The sequence below is a fragment of the Ruegeria sp. D4 genome (genome assembly GCF_056534475.1).
In genome coordinates this window covers 276712-297884 of the sequence record NZ_JBQFPJ010000003.1, presented here as the reverse complement: position 1 = coordinate 297884, position 21173 = coordinate 276712, and the positions used below count along the sequence as shown (strand labels likewise).

Below are 21173 nucleotides of genomic sequence, written 5' to 3'. Positions count from 1 at the left end.
CTACGACCTTGCAGGCCGTCGCGGAAAATCGCGGCGGCCTTTTTTCTGTTGGGCAGGGCTATGCCCTGTGGGGGATAAATGGACGAACCTGTCGTAAAACTGGAAAACGTTTGGAAGATCTTCGGCGCACGTGCTGAAGAGGCAATGCAAGCTGTCCGAGACGAAGGAATCGGCAAGTCGGAAGTTTTGGAACGGTTCAACTGCGTTGTCGGTGTTCAGGGTGCCACATTCGAAGTGCCGCGTGGCGAAATCTTCTGCATCATGGGGTTGTCCGGTTCGGGCAAGTCCACGTTGGTACGACACGTGAACAGATTGATCGAGCCGACGGCCGGCCGGATCGAAATCCTGGGTCACGATGTATCGAAACTATCGGAATCCGAATTGCGCCGCATTCGCGCCCAGCAAATCGGCATGGTCTTTCAACATATGGCGCTTATGCCTCATCGTTCCGTCCGCGATAACGTGGCTTACCCCCTGGAGATCAGAAAGGTCCCGAAATCCAAACGTTGGGCTGTTTCGGATCACGCTTTGAGCCTGGTAAACCTAACGGGTTATGAGGACCGCCTGCCCAAGGAGCTTTCCGGCGGGATGCAGCAACGCGTGGGGATCGCGCGGGCGCTGGCATCGGACCCCGAAATCCTGTTGATGGATGAACCCTTTTCCGCCCTTGACCCTCTGATCCGCCTGCAGTTGCAGGACCAGTTCAAGGCGCTTGTAGCGCAGCTAAAAAAGACCACGCTGTTCATCACTCATGATCTGGATGAAGCCATTCGCATAGGTCACCGAATTGCGATCATGAAAGATGGGGTGATCGTACAGATCGGCACGCCGGAGGATATCGTCATGAACCCATCCGACGATTACGTGCGCGAATTTGTTCAGGGCATCTCCAAGCTCAAACTGGTCAAAGCGCATTCCATCATGGAACCGATGGACAGCTATTCAGGGCCACTCGACGGTGCGCCCAGGGCGGACGAAGGCGCGGATCTGGACCAACTGATCGATCTGGCCGTGAATTCGGAATTGCCGGTCGTCATAACGGATGCGGGCAGTGACGTGGGTGTCGTGACCAAGCCACGCCTGTTGCGTGGTATTCAGGGGGGCAAAAATGACTGACGCAACTTCTGAGCTTAAAGTAACGGCCGCCTCTGACATCGAGGTTGATCGCGAGGCTCTTGATATTTCCATCAAGAAGTTCGCTGGTCCGAACGGAGCCTATTACGTCAACGCCTTTCACAAAATCCACGACGCTACCAGTGCAATTCCCAACACGTTCAACACGTGGGCGGCGGTGCTGGGGCCGTTCTGGTCCGCGTCACGGGCCATTTGGGGCATGTTCTGGACGTTTCTGATCCTCGAGATCATCGCGTGGGTCCAAATCGGCAGAGGCGCGTGGGGCAATCCGGGTGCAGACTTTGCAGAGCGTGCCGCCCGTCAGCAAGAGCGCGCAGCCGAACTGCTGGCCCGAGCGGCGGACGCAACTGAAAAGGCGGATATCGATCGGTTCACCAAGCTGGCTGAGAACATTCAGAAAGCGGCTGATACCAGCTTGGAAAGGGCCGCTGCTGCCCAGTCCGAGGCCACGGGTATTCTTATCACCGGGTTGCTGATGTTGCTGGTTTTCAAGGTGGTTCAGGGTTTGTATGCCGACCGTGTCTACGAAAAACAGTATTCAAACTGGCGTATCGATCCGGGCAGCACGGAAAGCGGACGCTCGACCCGAAACACGGTTTTGGGCGCAATCCTTGTCGCCGCCATTGGTCCCTTGATCGTTTACAAGTTCACCGTAAACGCGTCGCTTCCTTTGCTGGATGCTTTCCCCGAGCAGCAGGTATCCGCGATGATATTGGGAGAGGGCAACGGCACGTTGTTCTCAAACCTGGCTGGCTGGATGGAAGAAAAGATAGACGCGGCCGCTGCAGCAGGGGGCGACGTCTTCGACGGGATAGTAGCCGGTGTGCGTTCTGTTCTTGATGCGTTGACAGTGGCACTTATCGGCTCACCTTGGCCAGTTGTCATGCTGGTCATCTGTGTGACCGCATGGCGCGCGGCGGGACCAAGGGTTGCCATCTTCACCGCAGCTTCGTTGGCCTATATCGCTTTGCTGGGATATTGGGACGTAGCGATGGAAACCGTTGCTCTGGTGGGTGCGGCGGTGTTGCTCTGCGTTGTCTTCGGCATTCCGCTGGGTATCTGGTTTGGCAAGTCTAAGCGCGCTTATCGCGCGGCGGAACCGGTGCTGGACTTGATGCAAACGCTTCCGGCCTTCGTTTACCTTATCCCGATCATTGCCTTCTTTGGCACCGGCAACCCGCCGGGCATTCTGGCCACGATCATCTTCGGAATGCCGCCGGTTATTCGACTGACGGCACTGGGAATGCGGGGCGTTCCGGAGAGCATCAAGGAAGCTGCCGTCGCCTTTGGGGCCTCGAAATGGCAGTTGCTGAAAGACGTGGAAATCCCGCTTGCCTTGCCATCGATCATGACAGGTGTGAACCAGACAATTCTGATGTGTCTGTCCATGGTCGTAATCATCTCGCTGATAGGTGGTGGCGGCTTGGGCAAAGAAATCCTGGAGGCACTGCAATATGCCGCCAAGGGGCCGGGCCTGCTGGGCGGATTTGCAATTCTGTTCCTCGCCATGGTCATGGACAGGATCGTTCAAGGCGCATTCCGGCGAGAAGACGAGAAAATCTAACCATTTGCGCCCCCGGTTCTTTCCGGGGGCGTTTTTCATTGACCGGAGAAGACAATGGCGGATCGTTACGAACAGTCCATGATGGACAATCTGTATTGGTGGGGCGTGCCAACTCTGTTTCGTTGCCCCAATGTCGGGCCCGAGGGGCAGGACATTGCGTTGGCAGGCGTGCCGCACTCAACTGGAAACGGCACGACCGAGAGGGGCCAGCATTTGGGCCCACGCGCCTTGCGGCACGTCTCGGCCGTTCACCGCAGGGTGCATTCAGTTTTTGAGATCGACCCATGGAACAGTGCGCGGATTGCCGACGTGGGGGATGTGCCGTTCCCGAAGGCGAACGACAATGAGGATTGCATCGAACGGATCACCGAATTCTACAAGGACATCGACGCGGCCGGTGCACGCCCGGTTTCTGTCGGCGGAGATCACTCCATCACTGGTGGGATAGTACAGGCGTTGGGATGTGGAAAATTGGCCGGCGGAGAACCTGTCAGTTTCCTGCATCTGGACGCCCATACGGATGTTTTTACCAAGGTTGACCACTTCCTGGGGGCCAAGAAATCAGCGGCACATTGGGGGGCTTATCTGGCCGATCAGGGGCAGGTGGATCCGACCCGTTCAATGCAGATCGGCTTGCGGGGCCATCCACGCAGTCTGGACTGGCTGCAGCCTTCTTACGACTATGGCTACAACATCGTCACAATGCGCGAATTTCGTCAGCGTGGGCTGGAGGACGTTGTGGCCCAAACCAAAGAGGTGCTGGGCGACCGGCCGGTTTACATCACCTTCGATCTGGATTGCCTTGATCCAACCGTTGCGCCCGCCGTCTCTAATCTTGAGCCGGGTGAAAAGGGGTTTGACATCGATGAGGCGGTCGGAATCCTGAGAGCGGCGCGCGGGTTGAATATCGTTGGCGGTGATGTGGTTTGCATGATGCCCACAAAAGACAGCCCCAACAACATCACTGCCCTGACCGCCGCAGCAGTGATGTTCGAGATGATTTCGATGATTGCCGAAAATGTCGCCGCGGATTAACTGCGGCGCGCCTCGACAGCTTGGGCCAGAACACAAAGTAATTCGAACATCAGCGAAATACCCAGCCACGCTGTCCCACCCTCAGGATCGAAGGGTGGCGACACTTCGACAAGATCGGCACCGACAAGGTTCAGGCCAGCCATCTTGCGAATGACCTGCTGGGCCTGAAAACTGTTGGGCCCGCCAATTTCGGGTGTTCCGGTGCCGGGCGCATAGGTCGGGTCCACGAAGTCGATGTCATAGGTGCAGTAGGTCGGCTCCGTTCCGACAATGCTGCGCACTTCATTCATCACATCGTCGATGCCCCGGTCGAACAGTTCTTCGATGCGGATGATACGGATGCCCTGCGCTTCACCCCATTCGATGTCTTCGGTGTTGTATGCCGTGCCGCGGATTCCGACCTGAACAAAGCGTTTGGGGTCCACCAACCCTTCCTCAACAGCGCGGCGGAAGGGGGTGCCGTGCGTGAATTTGTGGCCGCCGAAATAGGTGTCGAACAAATCCGTGTGACTGTCGAACTGGATGAGACCAACCGGGCCCGAGGCGGCCAGGGCACGCAGGACGGGCAGGGTGGTCAAGTGATCCCCTCCGGCGGTCAATGGCGTGATTTTGCGCGCTTTCAGCTTCGAGTAGAAGCTCGTGACCCGATCCAGCGTGTCTTCTATGTCGACCGGATTGGGGGCGACATCTCCTAGGTCCGCGCAATTCACCTGCGAGAACGGCGCGACGCCCGTGACCGGGTTCATCGCCCTGATCATCGTGGAGTAATCGCGCAGTTGCCGCGGGCCATGCCGTGCGCCCGGCCGATTGGTGGTACCGCCGTCCCAAGGGATGCCGACAAGGCCCAATTCGACGTCCGAGATGCGTTCGTGGTCCATATCCAGAACGGGCAGGCGCATGAATGACGGTATGCCCGCAAACCTGGCAAGCTCCATGGCTGAAACCGGTTGAAAAAATGAATCGGCCATGGCTTCCCATCCTCTGCAAGTTTCTTCAGTGACCCTAGCGGTTCAGCAACGGGCTGGGAATGCCTGTAAGACTTCAGGTCAGGATTCGAAAACGTCGGCGAATTTCGGCGTCCTGCTCGGGGGTGAGATACTCGGGGTGATGCGAGCTCAAAACCTCTCTGGCGACTTGCCGGGCGGATGACCATGCGTCCCTCGCACCTTCGGTTTCCCATGTGCGCGGCTCCCGGCGATCAGCGAGCTGAGGATAAAAGTAATCTCTCTCCATTGCTTCATATGTATGTGCGCTGCCCAGAAAGTGCCCGTCACCCAAAACCGATTTGCAAATGGCGTCAAAGCCGAGATTCGCTTCGGTGACCTCGATCCCGCGCAAGACCCGATAGGTGTGAGAGTGCATTTCGTTGTCCAGCACAAAGGCCTCGAAACTTGCACCCAACAGGGACGCAGTCATGCCTGAACTTTCATAAATCAGGTTGCCACCGGCCAATGCGGCTGCAAGCGACGTGATGCCTTTTTCAGCCCCGTACTGGGCATCAATGGCCTTGGCATCTGCCATCGAAGCGGCCACGCCCGAAGGCAGTCCTAGCCAGTTCGTGATCTGCGCCGAGGCGGCATTCAGGATCGCTGTCTCGCCGCTGCCGCCTGCAAATGAACCGGTTCTGAGGTCTACGATGAAGGGCCAATTGGAAAAAACCATCGGAAAGCCGGGTTTGATCGTGTTGACCATCACGAGACTGGCAAGCGTTTCGGCCAGTGACTGCGCCAGAAATCCGGCCAGAGTCGCCGGAGCGGTTGCGCCCGCTTGCGCAGCCGTGATGCAGGACATTGGTATGTTATGGGCGATGCACTCATAAACGACGTCCACTGCGTCTTCGCCATATCGCATCGGTGAAATGACCGGGCTGATGTGCGCTTTCAGGAAAGGGCGTTTGGCGAACTCACCGACCCCTCCGGCGACGATGTCCAGCATCTCGACAATGGGGCGGACATGTTTGGCCAGCGTGAAAGAGGTGGCGACCGGTTTGGTCGTATTCCGCACCAAGGCGTAAACCGTATTGACGTCCAGATCAAACACGTCCGGGACATCCGTTGCCACGCAGCACCGGGTGAACCAACTGACATTGGCCAGTGTGTCCTGTAGTCGGGTGAAGTCATGCAGATCAACCAATGTAGAGGGACGATAAAGCCCACTGTCAATGTCGAGCGTCTGAACAGCCGCGCCGCCAGTGCCAAAGTACACACGATCCCCGCCCACATCGATAGACCGGCTTTCATCCCGGCCATGGAACATGAAACTTTTGGCAGCGAAATTAATGGCTTGCTGGACCATTGAACGTGGGAAAACCAGCCGCCCCGGTTCCCGGTCCCGTGCCCCTGCGGCCCTTAGGTCGGCGGCAAGCCTATCCGGTACATTGCCCATGCCCAGCTCTTCCAGGAGCCGCAGGGCGGTATCAAATACCTGTTCTATTTCCACGTGGTTCAAAGGTTTGTACGAACCACCTGTCTGACCGGGTGGGCAGGGATCGAATGCTGGCTTGGCTGCACGCTGTGCGTGCCGCGCTTTCCGACCGCTGCGTTTTGAGCCCTCCGATGACATGTATCCCAATCTCTTTGCGTCTTCGTTGCACCGTAAGGCGCAAAACACACGGGCATCAAAGGAGAATTGCCGATTTCAGAATCCGAAATTGCGGTTTCGATTTTACAGTACCGGCGACTGCCCTGTTGTCTGCCCAACCCGTTATTCAGCAAGACTTGTGCCGAAACCGAGGGAGCAAAGACCATGAAGTCGCGTACCAGAGTCGTTGTGATCGGAGGCGGGATCGCTGGATGTTCGACGCTGTACCACCTGACCCAAGAGGGTTGGACAGATGTGGTTTTGGTTGAACGGAACGAACTGACCTCGGGCACGACCTGGCATTCGGCCGCACAGGTCACAAATTTCGGGATGAACCAGACCATGGTGGGTCTGAAGTCTCATTCGATCCGCCTGTACAAGGAACTGGCCGACGATCCGGATTACCCGATCAATTACCATCACGGAGACGGCGGAATACGTCTGGCGAATATAGAAGCGCAGATGCAGGGCTACCGTCACTTCGCATCCATGGCGCGGGGCATGGATGTACATTTCGAGGTGATCGATGCGGATGAATGCGCCCGCCGCCACCCGTTGATTTCGACCGACAACCTGATCGGTGGGCTATGGGATCCGTTGGACGGTGACATCGACCCGGCCCAACTGTGTCAGGCCCTCGCGCGACGGGCGCGCAAAGCCGGTGCGGAAGTGTACAGAAACACGCCTGTAACAGCTTTGACGCAGCACAACGACGATACCTGGACCGTGCATACCGAGCACGGAGACATCGACTGCGACATAATCGTCAACGCCTGTGGTTACCGGGTCAATGAGGTTGGCACCATGATGGGAGTTCATCATCCCGTGTCCTCCATGGAACATCAGTATTTTCTGACCGAAGAGATCGAGGCCATCCGGGATGCCGGGCACCGGATGCCGCTGCTGCGCTGCCCAATCAGCGACTACTATTGCCGACAGGAAAAGAACGGTCTCTTGCTCGGGTTCTACGAGCAGGGGTGCAAAACATGGGGAATGGACGGGATCGATCCAAACTTCGTGAACGCACTTTGTCCGGATGATCTGGACCGTGTAACTGATGTGCTTGAGGGTGCATTTGCGCGGATGCCTGCCTTGATGGAGGTGGGCATTCACACGGTCGTAAACGGGCCGATCACTTATTCAATTGATGGTGCCCCGTTGGTTGGGCCGATCCCGGGCAAGCGCAATGCGTACTGCATCATTGGTCTGCGAGCCGGGTTGGGCGAAGGCGGCGGGCACGGGTGGCTGTTGGCACAGCAGATCGTGCATGGTGAGGCATGTTATGACACTTGGTGCCTCGACCCGAGGAGGTTTACAGGGCACGCGAACGTAGAACTCACTGCTCTGAAGGCGATTGAGGATTATCAGAACGAATTCAGGTTCCACTTTCCACATGAACACCGCCCAGCCGGCCGTCCCGCCAAAACGACGCCTCTGACGCCTGTTCTCGCATCCGAAGGGGCGGAGTTCACGGTAGTCAATGGATGGGAAAGGGTGGATTACATCAAACCTCACCCTGATTTCGCGCCGTCACTCAGTTTCGATTTTGACGAAACCTTCGATCTGGTTGCTGCCGAAGTCGATAACGTTCGCACTGGTGTCGGGTTGGCGGAAGTAAACGGGTTCAACCGGATTGAGATCACCGGAGTGGACAGGCACGCGTTTCTGGATCGGATGTTTTGCGGAGTTGTGGGTAAGCGCGAAGGGCGTGTTGGGTTGGGCTATCTGCTGAACCATCACGGTATGGTCAAGGCGGAAGCAACTGTTGCCAATCTCCCTGCCAGTGATCGCGGTCCAGCACGGGTTTGGTATGGCTCTGCCGCAGCGAGCGAGTATCACGATATGGACTGGCTACAGAAGCATCTGCGCAACGATGAAGACGTTCAGATGCGCAGCTTGACGAATGACCAAACCATTCTGGTTTTGGCTGGCCCCAAGTCGCGCACTGTGCTTTCTGACTGTGCCAGAGGTGATTGGTCTGCGGACGCATTCCCCTGGCTCAGCGTACGAGAGTGCTTTGTCGGCATCGCTCCTGCCACGGTCATGAACCTTAGTTTCTCGGGAGAGTTGGCCTATGAGATCCATGTCCCAAACGCCTCTCTCTATGCGGCCTATCTTGCGCTGCGGGAGGCGGGCGAAGGGTACGGGCTGAACCTGTTTGGTGCCAGAGCGGTTGACTCGATGCGCATGGAAAAAAGCTTCCTGCACTGGAAAGCCGATTTGATCACCGAATTTGATCCTTGGGAAACGGGGCTGGACAGGTTTGTGCGTCTGGACAAGGGCGAATTTATTGGGCGTGAGGCGCTGTTGAAGCGGCAGTCAGAAGGGCTTCGCCGCAAGCTGGTTCCCCTGCGCATTGATGCAACGCGTGGTCCGGCGCATCCCGGCGCGTCTGTCATGCTGGGCGATAAGGTCGTGGGGACTGTTACCTCTGGGGAATGGGGTCATCGTACAGGATTGAACCTGGCGCATGTATTTGTTGATCCGTTCATCTCTGAGGTTGGCAGCGAAATGGAGCTGGATAGTTGCGGGCAGCGTTTTGGCGCGACTGTCATAACGTCCAGCCCGTACGATCCGGATTTTGCCCGTATGAAAGCTTAGAAACGACATCTCAGCCAACTTCATTGTTGCCGCAAGGGCGAATCTTTGCTTCGCTAGTTTCGAACAAATCGAAACAATGGTCAGTTGCCGTGTCCAAATCGCTGAGCCTTAGGTGGCTGGAAGTTTTTCAGTTGATCGCCAAGTCCGGATCGATTCAGAAGGTTGCATCCGAAACGGATTTGTCGATCAGTACAGTATCCAACCATCTGCGCAGCCTTGAAAACGCGCTGGGCATCGAATTGGTCGACCATGGACGCCGTCCAATGGGGCTAACGCCAGCAGGAGAAGTGTTTGCCCGCTACGTCCGTGAAGGCCTGACCGTATTGAAACGTGGCGAAGCCGAGATCCGTACGGGCAACTGGCAGCACGCGACGGACCTGCGATTGGCTTTGATTGACGATTTCGACAACCAGATCGCGCCCGATCTCGTTCGGTTTTTGGCTCAGGCTCTTCCGCGCTGCAATTTCCGGCACTTCACACGCCCCAGTCACGAGATTCTCGCCAAACTACAAGAGCATAAATTGGACGTTGGTGTTGCCACAAGGCCGCCGGGACGCACTGAGGGGCTGATCGAATACCCTTTGATGCGCGATCCTTTCATCGTCGTTCTTCCCAACAAGTTTGAAGGTTCGCCCGAAGAGTTGTTTACACCAGAGGCGGAATTGCCTTTGTTAAGGTATTCGCGTGACTACGTGATTGGCAAACAAATCGAAATTCAGTTGGCCCGAAGCAAGTTCAGCCTGCCCAACCGGTTTGAACTTGAATGTAATCAGTCCATCATCGGCCTGGTTGCACAGGGCAGCGGATGGGCTATCACAACGGCGGCGTGTTTTCACCGAACGCAGCGGTTTCACAACAGTGTCAAAGCCATGCCGTTTCCTGGCAGGAACTTTGTGCGGACAGTGTCACTTTTTACGACCGAAGTGTACCCGGCGACTACATCACTGCTGATCCAGAAGGCCATGGGAAAACTGATCCGGCAGCATTTTACAAGACCGATGTGCGCCAGGCACACCTGGCTGAAAAACGAATTCCGCACCATGGAAATGGACATTGCCTAGCCACCATCAATGACTGGCAGTTCTGGCATTCCAAAAAAACAAAACGCGGTTCTGATACCGGCCCGTCGGCATCTTCTGTGGTTCCGTTTGAGAACCCAAAAACTTCCCATGGGTCCAAACCAGAACCCGTCAGATCGATTTCCCGTCGGTCCTTCGGTTCTGAAACGGAACACTAAAAATTACCACTCCCTGCTACGTTAGGCAGGCATCCTAGAATACCGCGCGCTGCTGCCGCCATCGGACAATTTGCAATTCAGCACAGGACCGGGACCAAGCTTAACTATGAATGTCCGCTCTGTTCGCGACTCGGTGGTTTCTGTGGAATTGTCGAACGTTTTCTCAATGATATCGAAGCTACAGTCGAGAATTGGGTTTGTTTCTGGGTGCTGATGCCAAGCCGATATAAAAGTTACTTGTGTCAATGGGCCGCCCAAGTCCAACATGACGTGGTACTTTTGGTAGTATGGCAAGAAAATTTTTCAGAAATTCATCCAATAGATATATGTATAGCGGAAAATTTAGGCTCCTCCTCGGTCCGCCACTTGGTATTCTGTAAGGCACACATGGTTCTGGCGCCAGCGACAAAGCCTCGCCGTTTTCACCTCATTCCTTTCATCCAGCGTCCAAAAACCGAATTCATAGATCCTGACTTCCTAGTAGCAAAATCAGGGCCGACATGCGGATCAGGCTGGCACCGATTCATCCTAATAAAGAAATCCAGAACTTGGCTCGTCAGAAATGCTCGGCGGCAATCAATGCACGGCAAGTTGACCTGTGCGAACGTCGCATTTGGTGGAGAGCTACCATCAACAAAATTGCCCCAAAGCACCAGAACACAGTCATCTGGCAGCGGTATTGTAAGTGGACAGCATCTTCTTCAAGGCGAAGTATGAGGCTTTCGGAGTACGTTTCATCGTATCGAAATCCACATCAACCAGACCGAAGCGTTTTTCGTACCCCAAGGCCCATTCGTAATTGTCCAGCAGAGACCAAACAAAGTACCCCTTGACGGAAACGCCCTGATCGAGAGCCTCCTGAACGGCGGCAAAGTGCTGATCCAGATAGCTGATACGATCATCGTCTTGTTGGCGCTCGGGGCTGGCCATGCCGTTTTCGGTCACATAGATCGGAAGGTCGCCAGTGTATTCTTGCGCTGTTCGGATCAGGAACCGGCTCAGCGCGGCTGGGTCGATTTCCCATCCCATTTGGGTCTTGGGCAAGGGCCCGGGGATTTCGGTCAGACTGGGCCAGGCGGTGTCCGCAGGGGCGATCAGTTTGCGGGTGTAGTAGTTCAATCCACACCAGTCGACAGGAGCGCCGATGATGTCGAAATCATCCTGCCAGCCGGGCGGAAGGTGGGGTTCCAACCCTTCCAGCACATTTTGAGGATAGGTCTTGTTGAACACGCCACTCAGGAAGAACCGGTTATAGATTCCATCATAGAGATCAGCGGCCTGCCGCGCTTGCGGACTGTCATCGGCGGGTTCGGCCCATTCAAGATTGAACACACCGCCCAGATTGGACATGCCCAGACTGCGCATTGCCTGAATCGCGTGGCCATGGGCCAGCAGGACGTGATGCATGGCTCGAGCTGTGGCCCGAATGTCCCGCAATCCCGGGGCGTGATGTCCTTCGAAATGACTCAGCCAGCTGACGCACCAAGGCTCATTGATAGGGGCAACGCTGTACATTCGGTCGCCAATCCGTCCCATGATGACCTCGGTGAAATCGGCAAACCAACTGGCGATGTCCCGGTTGCGCCAACCGCCCAGGTCAGCCAGAGCCGACGGCAGTTCCCAGTGATAAAGCGTCGCGCACGGGCGGATGCCACGCTCCAGCGCCGCATCAGTCAGCCGGTCGTAATAGTCCAAACCTTCCTGATTGATCGGTCCGCGCCCCTCGGGCATCACGCGTGCCCAGCTGGTCGAGAAGCGATAGCAATCAAAACCTGCGTTGCGCACAAGATCGAAATCCTGTTCAAACCGGTTCAGGTGATCGCAGGCCAGATTCCCATTTTCCCCCCGCACGACGTTGCCGGGCGTCGCGGCAAACGTATCCCAATGGGTGGACCCTGCACCGCCTTGGGCGTGACCTTCGATTTGATAGGCCGACGTGGCGACCCCAAACAGGAAATCAGACGGAAAATCGTTTCGCGTAAAGTTCATCTTCAGAACCTGTCGGGTGCAGGGCCGGTTGACTTGCCGACAACCAGCTCCGCCTCAAGCAATCTGGTTTTGACCGGGTCCTCAGGCGATTTGATCCGCTCGATAAGCATCTCGGCGGCCAGTTCTCCTGCGTGTCGCACTGAAGAGCGCGTGGCTGTGAAAATGGGGACGTCCTGCCCGTTCTTTAGGTAAGAAAGGTCATCGTCATGAGCGATGACCGAGACATCCCGACCGATCCGGAGGCCCGCCTCGTCCAGCGCCCGCCGTACTCCGATCGCTGAAATCATCGAGGACGCCAGAATGGCAGTCGGCGGTTCATCCAATTGCAGCATGTCGTGGGTTTCGCGGTGGCCGTAGACTTCGGTCATCTCGGCGCTTCGCATCAGTTGCGGGTCCGAGGTCAAGCCTGCCTGTTCCAGGGCCTGCTGGTACCCTGTACGGCGTCGTTGCGCGAAATCCATATCTTCAAGCCCGTTGATCAGGGCGATCCGGCGATGCCCTAAATCGATCAGGAACTGTGTGGCGCGCAGGAACGAGCTTTTGTTGTTTACGTCAATCCAGTCATATTGCACATCCGCCCCCGTCGAACGCCCATGCACGATGAACGGTACCGCCATCCGCGACAGCAGATCAATTCGGTGTTCGTTGACTTTGGGGCCCTGCAAAACGACGCCATCCACGGCACCGCGCTGAAACAAACTGCGATAGGCCCCTTCGATCGACGTATCATCGGCGGTGGTGAACATCATGTCATAGCCATGCGCCGCGTATGTCCGAGCGGCACCAGCAACAAAGTCACCGAAGATTGGGTTCACCATCTCGTGCTGGGACGAACTGGGGATGACATGCCCGATCACCATGGATTTGCCGGTCGCCAGCCCCTTGGCGCGGATGTTCGGGCGATAGCCATGTTTGGCAGCAGCAGCCTGAACGCGCATCCGGGTTTCCTCGCTCACTTCGGGGTAGCCGTTCAGAGCGCGGCTGACCGTCGTTTGCGAAAGGGCAAGAATTTCCGAGAGCTGCTTCAGGTTCATGATTGTTTCAAAGCGCCTTCAAGTTTTGGCTGTTACCTGTTGTGTGGTCAAATGCTCGTTCCGTCAACCCGTTTCAATCAGCCTTTTGATTATTAGCGTTTTGCAACGCGAATATTGACAGGCGGGAAATGTTAGCGGATAAACTGCATATCCAAAGCGCTTTGGATGCTGAGTCTCTGTGGCGCAAGGAACTGTTGGGAGGAAAATTCATGAGAAACGCGCTTTATGCAGGTGTGGCCACATTTGCTTTGCTGTCCGGAGGCGTCCAGGCGCAGGGCGAGATGATCCACGCCGTGGGCGAGGGCGGCTTTGACTGGGACGGCTTTCAGGCCTTTGCGGACGCCCATGACCTGGCCGGTCAGGACCTTACCATTTTCGGGCCGTGGCTTGCGGGCGAAGGGAAGTCATTCGAAAATCTGGTCGCCTATTTTGATGAGGCCACCGGAGCGAATTCCAGCTATGTCGGATCGGACTCGCTGGAGCAGCAGATCCTGATTGATGCGGCCGCTGGCTCCGCTCCGAACTTGACGGTTTTCCCGCAGCCGGGTCTCGCCGCGAACATGGCCAAGAACGGATACCTGACGCCGCTTGCCGAAGGGTCGGCGGACTGGATCAAGGACAATTTCGCTGCCGGCCAGTCCTGGGTCGATTTGGGAACCTTTGAAAACGCCGATGGCGCCAAAGATTTCTACGGCTTTTTCTTCAACGTCAACGTGAAGTCGCTGGTCTGGTACATCCCGGAAAACTTCGAAGACTTCGGGTACGACGTCCCGCAGACCATGGAAGAGTTCAAGGCGCTGATGGATCAGATGGTCGAGGATGGCGAGACGCCGCTTTGCGTGGGGCTTGCATCCGGCGGTGCGACCGGGTGGCCCGCGACCGACTGGGTCGAGGACCTGATGTTGCGTACACAGCCGCCCGAAGTCTACGACCAGTGGGTCTCGAATGAGATGAAGTTCGATGATCCGCGCGTGATCGCGGCGATTGAGGAATACGGCAGCTTTACCCGCAACGACGACTATGTCGTGGGCAACGCCGACGACACCGCCGCGATTGACTTCCGCGACAGCCCCAAGGGTCTGTTCGACAGCCCGCCTGCCTGCATGATGCACCGTCAGGCGTCGTTCATTCCCGCCTATTTCCCGGAAGGGACCAAATTGGGTGTAGATGCCGATTTCTTCTACTTCCCGGCCTATGCCGAGAAAGATCTGGGAACTCCGGTTCTGGGTGCGGGCACGTTGTTCACGATCACGAACCCGAACCCGGCGGCCGAGGTGTTCATGGAGTTCCTCAAAACGCCCTTCGCGCATGAGATCATGATGTCTCAGGACGGATTCCTGACGCCGCATCTGGGGGCAAATCCCGAGAATTACGCCAATGATACCCAGCGGGGACAGGGTGAAATCCTGACCAACGCAACCACGTTCCGCTTTGACGGGTCGGACCTGATGCCGGGCGCGGTCGGCGCGGGTACGTTCTGGACCGGTATGGTCGACTATTCCTCGGGTGCGAAGGACGCAGCCACAATTGCCGGAGAAATCCAGTCTTCGTGGGATGCTGCGAAGTAAGTGACGGCTGGGGCGGCCCTGACGCCGCCCCAATTTCCAAACCAACGAGGGCATCATGACACCGGCACTTCAGGGCCTGCTGACCATCGCCATCGGTGTGTCGGGTTGCGTGGGCTACTTCTACCTCTCCAACCAGTTTCTGGACAAAGTCCTGTTCCCGCCGCGCGGGCCCAACGCAGGGCGCAACATCAACCGGGCGAACATGATCCGGCCCTGGTTGTTCCTGTTCCCGGCACTTGCTGCGCTGGGCTTGTACCTGGCATACCCGGTGGTCGAGACGCTGCGCCTGTCGCTCACTGAACGCGTGCCCGGCGGTGGGTACAGATGGGTAGGCCTTGATAACTACACCCAGATGGCCAAAGAGCCGAAATTCTGGGAGGCCATGCGCAACAACATGTTCTGGCTGATCGTTGTGCCGGCCATGTCCACCGCTTTCGGCCTGCTGGTTGCACAACTGACCGACCGCATCCGATGGGGTAATTTTGCCAAATCGCTGATCTTTATGCCAATGGCGATTTCATTCGTCGGCGCTTCGGTGATCTGGAAACTCGTCTATGACGCGCGCCCGGCGGAACAGGACCAGATCGGCATCCTGAACGCGCTTTATATCTTCTTTGGCGGCACCGAACCGCAGACATGGCTGACGGTTCCGTTCTGGAACAGTTTCTTCCTGATGATTGTTCTGGTTTGGATTCAGACCGGGTTTGCCATGGTGATCCTGTCGGCCGCCCTTCGCGGCATCCCCGAAGAAACTGTCGAGGCCGCCATCCTGGATGGCGCGAACCCGTTTCAGATTTTTTTCAAGATCAAGGTGCCGCAGATCAAAACCACGATTCTGGTCGTCTGGACGACGATCACCATTACCGTGCTGAAAGTCTTCGACATCGTCTTTGCCATGACCAACGGCCAGTGGGAGACACAGGTTCTGGCCAACTACATGTATGACAAGCTGTTTCGCGCCAACGACTGGGGGGTGGGCTCGGCCTCGGCCATGGTGATCATGTTGCTGGTCACACCGATCCTGATCTGGAACGTGCGCAATGCGCGCAAGGAGATGGAGTAGGCCATGAACGATATTGCGGGAACCAGACCGGCGCTGCGCTGGGTCGTTCATGCCTCGGTCGTCTTTCTGGTGGTCCTGTGGATCATTCCGACGCTTGGTCTGCTGATCTCATCCTTCCGGACGGCGGACCAGATTTCCAGCAGCGGTTGGTGGCGGTCTCTCTTTCCGTCCGAGCAGAATCTGACACTGCGCAGCGCGGCACCCGAAACGCAGGTGTTGGAGAATGAGCTTTACGTAATCCAGGGGCAGCTGTTTGGCGATGAAGAGCAAATCAGGATTTCAGGCTGGGGCATCAGCGCACGCGAAATTGACGCCTTCGCCCCCGGTGAAACCGCCGAGCTGCGCGGAGGCGGCACAATCACAGTCGATGCAGACGGCAACTATCGGATGGAGAATACCGAAGAATTCAGCGGCAAGCGCGGCGCGCGTGTATTTGTGACGGCTGAATTGCCGCCTGAGTTTACATTGGACAACTACAAAAAAGTTCTGTTGGACCAAAGCAGTACGGACAGTATGGCAAAGGCGTTCTTCAACACGCTGACAGTCACAATTCCCGCGACGATCATTCCAATCCTTGTTGCAGCCTTTGCAGCTTATGCCCTGGCGTGGATGGAGTTTCCGGGCCGGGCCTTGCTGATCGCCGCTGTGGTTGGCCTGTTGGTGGTTCCGTTGCAACTGGCGTTGATTCCGCTGTTGAAATTCCACCTGAGTATCGGGGTTGGGAAAGGTTATCTGGGCGTTTGGTTGGCGCATACGGGCTTTGGCATGCCGCTGGCGATCTACCTACTGCGCAACTACATGGCTGGATTGCCACGTGATCTGATCGAGAATGCGCGGGTCGACGGGGCGACCGAGTTCCAGATCTTCACCAAGCTGATCCTGCCGCTTAGCTTCCCGGCGCTCGCGTCCTTCGCAATCTTCCAGTTCTTGTGGACGTGGAACGATCTTCTGGTGGCCAAGGTCTTCCTGATCGACGCAACCGGCCAGACCACGGTGATGACCAACCGCATTGTAGAGCTTTTGGGCACCCGTGGCGGCAACTGGGAAATTCTGGCGACCGCAGCCTTTGTGTCGATCTTTGTGCCATTGGTCGTTTTCTTCGCAATGCAAAAATACCTGGTCCGGGGCCTGCTGGCCGGGTCCGTTAAATAGAGGCGTCTGATGAACGTGCAGAACACTGTGGAACTTTCCAAATCAACAAAGGCCACGTCAGACTGGTGGCGCGGCGGAGTGATCTATCAGATCTATCCGCGCAGTTTTCAGGACAGCAATGGCGACGGCATCGGAGACCTGAAAGGTATCACCCGGCGTCTGGATTACATCGCTTCGCTAGGTGTTGACGCGATCTGGATTTCGCCCTTCTTCAAGTCTCCGATGAAGGATTTCGGCTATGACGTCAGCGATTACCGCGACGTTGATCCGATGTTCGGGTCATTGCAGGATTTTCGCGAACTGCTCGATCAGGCCCATGCCAAGGGGCTGAAAGTGATGATCGATCTGGTGCTTTCACACACATCAGACCAGCACCCGTGGTTCATCGAAAGCCGTGCAAGCCGGGAAAACCCGAAATCCGACTGGTATGTTTGGGCCGATCCGAGGCCGGATGGCACACCGCCCAACAACTGGCTGTCGATCTTTGGCGGATCAGCGTGGCAGTGGGACCCGCGCCGCCTGCAATACTATTTTCACAATTTCCTCACGTCGCAGCCGGACCTGAACTTCCACAATGCACACGTTCAGGACGCCTTGCTGGATGTTGCCCGGTTCTGGCTTGAGATGGGCGTGGACGGGTTTCGTCTGGACACGATCAATTTCTATTTCCACGACAAACAGTTGCGCGACAACCCGGCGCTTCCGATCGAAGAGCGCAACGCGTCGATCGCGCCAGCGGTGAACCCCTATAACCACCAAAACCACCTGTATTCCAAAAGTCGGCCTGAAAACATTGCCTTCCTTGAACGCTTGCGGGCGCTGACAGACGAATATGATGGTCGCGCCTGCCTGGGCGAGGTCGGCGACGCGCAGCGTGGGTTGGAAATCATGGGTGAGTACACGTCCGGCGACAAGCGGATGCACATGTGTTACGCCTTTGAGTTTCTCGAAAAACGCGCACTGTCGGCTGATTATGCGAAACAGGTTTTTGATCAGCTACAGGCCAAAGCCGGGGATGCGTGGCCGTGCTGGGCGTTCTCGAACCACGACGTGCCACGCCACGCCTCGCGCTGGGGCCTGGACGATGCGGCCATTCGACAGCACGCAGTCTTGATGATGTGCCTGCGCGGTTCCGCCTGTCTATATCAGGGTGAGGAGCTGGGCCTGCACGAGGCCGATGTTCCGTTTGAAAAACTGCAAGACCCTTACGGCATCGAGTTCTGGCCCGAATTCAAGGGCCGGGATGGCTGCCGTACGCCGATGGTCTGGACGGCGCAAGACGAACAGTCGGGCTTTAGTACGGGTGAGCCGTGGCTACCGGTCAGTACCATGCAATCCGAACGGGCCGTGGACCGGCTGGAGGTGGACGACCAATCGATGCTCCACCATTATCGCCGCGCAATTGCGTTGCGCCATGCTCATCCTGCGCTCGCCTCGGGCACGCAATCCGATATGAACCAGGTCGGTCCGGCCCTGACGTTCTACCGCGAAGACGCTTCTGAAACGGTGTATTGCGCGTTCAACCTTGGAACAGAAGCAAGACAGATCGAACTGCCAGAAGGCAACTGGCGGGTCATCGGGCAAGACCTGGGCGGTGTTGATGGCGAACGCGTCGTGACGCTGCAACCTTCGCAATTCTGCCTGATGGTTAAGGACAAGGGGTAAACCATGTCGGAACTCAAGCTTACAGATGTGGCGAAGTCCTATGGTCCGGTCGATGTACTGAAGCATATCGATCTGGACATCGAGAAAGGCGAGTTGATCGTCTTCGTCGGCCCTTCGGGGTGCGGCAAATCTACCTTGTTGCGGATGATTGCCGGGTTGGAAAAGATTACTGGAGGAACGCTGGAAATCGAAGGGCAGGTCATGAACGATGTGCCGCCCGCCCAGCGAGGCATAGCGATGGTGTTTCAGTCCTACGCGCTCTATCCACATTTGACCGTGCGCGAGAACATGGCGTTTGCGCTCAAGATCGCCAAGATGCCCGCCGCCGAGATCGATGCCGCCGTCGAACGCGCCGCACAGACCCTTCAGCTGGATCCGCTTCTGGATCGACTGCCCAAGGCCCTGTCGGGAGGTCAACGCCAGCGTGTCGCCATCGGGCGGGCCATTGTACGGGACCCCAAGGTCTATCTGTTCGACGAGCCGCTCTCAAATCTTGACGCTGCGTTGCGCGTTGCAACCCGTATCGAGATCGCGCGGCTGAAAGAGGCAATGCCCGACAGCACCATGATCTACGTGACCCATGATCAGGTCGAAGCGATGACCCTGGCCAGTCGGATCGTGGTTCTGGCCAACAAGGGCATTGCGCAGGTGGGCACACCGCTGGAACTGTACGAAACACCGGACAACGAATTCGTGGCGCAGTTTATCGGCTCGCCGTCCATGAACTTGATGCCCGGCAAAATATCCGGGACCGGGGCACAGACATCGGTCAAACTTGATGCGGGCGGCACGGCAGTTTCATCCATTCCAACCAATCCCGATCAAATGGGTCTGCCGGTAAACGTTGGCGTACGCCCCGAAGACTTTTTCGCCGACGATGCCTCTGGGTTTCTGGACGGCAATGTCGGTTTCATCGAAGCCTTGGGAGAAGTCACCCTGCTGTATTTGGCCAGCAGGGCAGGGGCCGAAGGCATCGTCGCCAAGTTTCCGGGTGTCGAACGAAGTCTGCGTGGACAAAATGTCAAACTGAACGCTGATCCGGGCAAGGTGCATCTATTTCACAATGGCTTATCTTTGCGGAAATAATGATCGGCCACCCAATCAATGTTGTGAGAATGGGAGCGCAATTCATCTGGGCCTGACGTTGCCCACTTGGCTTGGCCAATGCATCCATCATCAAAGCACAGAGAAAAGTCGAGAATTTTCTAGTCTGGCAAATATCGTTCAAGCAGAGCATCTACCAGCCCTTCTTGAAGGCGGTAGCCTGTCGCCTGGTCAACACGCAGAATGTCTTCAATGATTATAAATTGCTCCATGCCAGTCGTCATGGACAACCGCATCGCCAAGTCTTTAATTTCCTTGGGTTTCATAGATTTTTGCGCTGGTTCAAGTGCCTCAGCAAAAGCAGCAACCCGTCTCGCGCCCCGCATTTTGGTCGTACCCTGCTCAAGCGATGCTTTCAGAGACTCTGCAAGAAACTGCCGGAAATAAGCTTCATGTTCGCGTGAGAAATCCAGATAGTAACGCGCGACTGCGTGTACTCGAACCCGGACATCATGAACCCCCTGAAGCAGCTCAGACGTTGGTTTGACTTCAATGTCCAGAGTCGCATCCAAAGCCAATACGCCCGGATCGGAAAAGTATCGGTAGACCGTCGCACGACTGATTTTGGCATGTTCAGCCACTTTTGCCAGCGTCACTTCCTGTCCCTCCGACATCAGTTCACGGGCGGCCGAAAGAAGCGCATCACGAGTTCGTTTAATTTGGTTTGTTCGGCGCGCCAAGTTAACTCCTTTTATAATACACTTGTCTCATAAGTGGATTTATGTATCATAATGGTATTAACTTTCGAGTAAAGGGAGTAGCTGCAATGACTGAACCTCGCCCTCGGGTTTATCATCTTCTTGGAAATCTTCTGACATTCCATGCTTTTCCCAGCGAAACAGGAAATCGATGTACAATTGTCGAGATCAAAACGGCGCCGGGGGCCGGCGCACCGCCCAACCATCATGCTGGTGAAGATGAAAGCTTTTATGTGCTTGATGGGGAATTCGAGTTTCTTGTGAACGGCGAAACCCACAGTGTAGTAAGTGGTGATTTTGTAAAAGTGCCGGACGGGGCCGTTCACGCCTTTACATGTACCGGAGCGAGGCCCGGTCGATTGCTCTGCATTAATGCGCCTGGCGCTATGCATGACACGTTCTTCACTGAAGCTGGTGAAGCCATGCCCGACGGAACAACAGACATTCCTGCCCCGGATGGACCACCGGATATTCCCGCAATCATGGCCGTAGCCGACAGGGTTGGAATGACGATTCTGGTGCCCACCGAAGTCCCCAGCTAACAGAATTTCAGTTTGGACCTGGAAGGAGCTTATCAGATGCTTCCGGGTCCAAACTCGCGCATGCATTGGTCTCTAGATGCTCGCTCGCCTCGCCATGCGTGAGCTTCTGCTACGCATTGCCTTGCGGAGGGTCATTTCTCAAGGGGAAAGGTCGTCGTTAGATGAGCCAAAATTGAATCCAATTTTGCTTAGATTGACCTTCTGCAC

16 protein-coding genes are annotated in these 21173 nt (G+C 56.4%); 11 read left to right on the top strand and 5 right to left on the bottom strand.

Annotation, left to right across the window (positions count from 1 at the left end):
* The first annotated feature begins 78 nt into the window (after positions 1-78).
* From ACR0MI_RS07290 to ACR0MI_RS07280, 3 genes are read left to right on the top strand one after another with little or no spacing between them, the layout of a single operon-like run.
* Entirely contained in the window at positions 79-1116 is a 1038-nt protein-coding gene (locus ACR0MI_RS07290; RefSeq protein ID WP_170613700.1) for a betaine/proline/choline family ABC transporter ATP-binding protein, read from the top strand.
* Positions 1109-2698, top strand: a complete 1590-nt coding sequence (locus tag ACR0MI_RS07285; protein ID WP_170613698.1) for an ABC transporter permease subunit — start codon at positions 1109-1111, stop codon at positions 2696-2698. The genes ACR0MI_RS07290 and ACR0MI_RS07285 overlap by 8 nt, the downstream gene beginning before the upstream one ends.
* A 54-nt stretch (positions 2699-2752) precedes the next feature.
* Positions 2753-3733 (top strand): arginase family protein, encoded by a 981-nt coding sequence (locus ACR0MI_RS07280; RefSeq protein WP_170816758.1) that lies wholly within the window; start codon positions 2753-2755, stop codon positions 3731-3733.
* Here ACR0MI_RS07280 and ACR0MI_RS07275 read toward each other — a convergent pair.
* Together ACR0MI_RS07275 and ACR0MI_RS07270 are read right to left on the bottom strand one after the other, a co-directional pair.
* Positions 3730-4701, bottom strand: coding sequence for an agmatinase (locus ACR0MI_RS07275; RefSeq protein ID WP_170613694.1), 972 nt, complete (start codon positions 4699-4701; stop codon positions 3730-3732). The two genes, ACR0MI_RS07280 and ACR0MI_RS07275, sit on opposite strands and share 4 nt — an antisense overlap.
* 73 nt (positions 4702-4774) lie before the next feature.
* Positions 4775-6295 (bottom strand): trimethylamine methyltransferase family protein, encoded by a 1521-nt coding sequence (locus ACR0MI_RS07270; protein WP_170613692.1) that lies wholly within the window; start codon positions 6293-6295, stop codon positions 4775-4777.
* Positions 6296-6478: 183 nt separating this feature from the next.
* On the opposite strand from ACR0MI_RS07270, the gene ACR0MI_RS07265 reads away from it, so the two are divergent.
* Both ACR0MI_RS07265 and ACR0MI_RS07260 read left to right on the top strand, forming a co-directional pair.
* The gene (locus ACR0MI_RS07265) at positions 6479-8914 is read left to right on the top strand and encodes a GcvT family protein (RefSeq protein WP_170613690.1); all 2436 of its coding nucleotides are present in this window, start codon (positions 6479-6481) and stop codon (positions 8912-8914) included.
* Between the two features lie 89 nt (positions 8915-9003).
* Positions 9004-9975, top strand: coding sequence for a LysR family transcriptional regulator (locus ACR0MI_RS07260; RefSeq protein WP_170613688.1), 972 nt, complete (start codon positions 9004-9006; stop codon positions 9973-9975).
* Positions 9976-10814: 839 nt separating this feature from the next.
* Here ACR0MI_RS07260 and ACR0MI_RS07255 read toward each other — a convergent pair.
* The gene (locus ACR0MI_RS07255; protein ID WP_170613686.1) at positions 10815-12140 is read right to left on the bottom strand and encodes a GH1 family beta-glucosidase; all 1326 of its coding nucleotides are present in this window, start codon (positions 12138-12140) and stop codon (positions 10815-10817) included.
* A gap of 2 nt (positions 12141-12142) precedes the next feature.
* Positions 12143-13174, bottom strand: coding sequence for a substrate-binding domain-containing protein (locus ACR0MI_RS07250; RefSeq protein ID WP_170613684.1), 1032 nt, complete (start codon positions 13172-13174; stop codon positions 12143-12145).
* Positions 13175-13383: 209 nt separating this feature from the next.
* On the opposite strand from ACR0MI_RS07250, the gene ACR0MI_RS07245 reads away from it, so the two are divergent.
* The 5 genes from ACR0MI_RS07245 to ACR0MI_RS07225 are packed head-to-tail and all read left to right on the top strand — an operon-like array spanning position 13384 to position 19708.
* Positions 13384-14742 carry an ABC transporter substrate-binding protein gene (locus ACR0MI_RS07245; protein WP_170816759.1) on the top strand — a complete coding sequence of 453 codons (1359 nt, stop codon included), beginning with the start codon at positions 13384-13386 and terminating at the stop codon, positions 14740-14742.
* Between the two features lie 55 nt (positions 14743-14797).
* A complete protein-coding gene (locus tag ACR0MI_RS07240; protein ID WP_170613680.1) occupies positions 14798-15805 on the top strand; it encodes a carbohydrate ABC transporter permease in 1008 nt (335 codons plus the stop codon).
* A gap of 3 nt (positions 15806-15808) precedes the next feature.
* On the top strand, positions 15809-16957 hold the full coding sequence (locus ACR0MI_RS07235) for a carbohydrate ABC transporter permease (protein WP_170613678.1): 1149 nt from the start codon (positions 15809-15811) through the stop codon (positions 16955-16957).
* 9 nt (positions 16958-16966) lie between these two features.
* On the top strand, positions 16967-18622 hold the full coding sequence (locus ACR0MI_RS07230; RefSeq protein WP_170613676.1) for an alpha-amylase family glycosyl hydrolase: 1656 nt from the start codon (positions 16967-16969) through the stop codon (positions 18620-18622).
* A gap of 3 nt (positions 18623-18625) precedes the next feature.
* Complete coding sequence (locus ACR0MI_RS07225) at positions 18626-19708, top strand: sn-glycerol-3-phosphate ABC transporter ATP-binding protein UgpC (RefSeq protein ID WP_170613673.1); 1083 nt, start codon at positions 18626-18628, stop codon at positions 19706-19708.
* Positions 19709-19827: 119 nt separating this feature from the next.
* Here ACR0MI_RS07225 and ACR0MI_RS07220 read toward each other — a convergent pair whose 3' ends face one another.
* Positions 19828-20406 carry a TetR/AcrR family transcriptional regulator gene (locus tag ACR0MI_RS07220; RefSeq protein WP_170613671.1) on the bottom strand — a complete coding sequence of 193 codons (579 nt, stop codon included), beginning with the start codon at positions 20404-20406 and terminating at the stop codon, positions 19828-19830.
* A gap of 86 nt (positions 20407-20492) precedes the next feature.
* On the opposite strand from ACR0MI_RS07220, the gene ACR0MI_RS07215 reads away from it, so the two are divergent.
* Entirely contained in the window at positions 20493-20966 is a 474-nt protein-coding gene (locus ACR0MI_RS07215; RefSeq protein WP_170613669.1) for a cupin domain-containing protein, read from the top strand.
* The last annotated feature ends 207 nt before the right edge of the window (positions 20967-21173 follow it).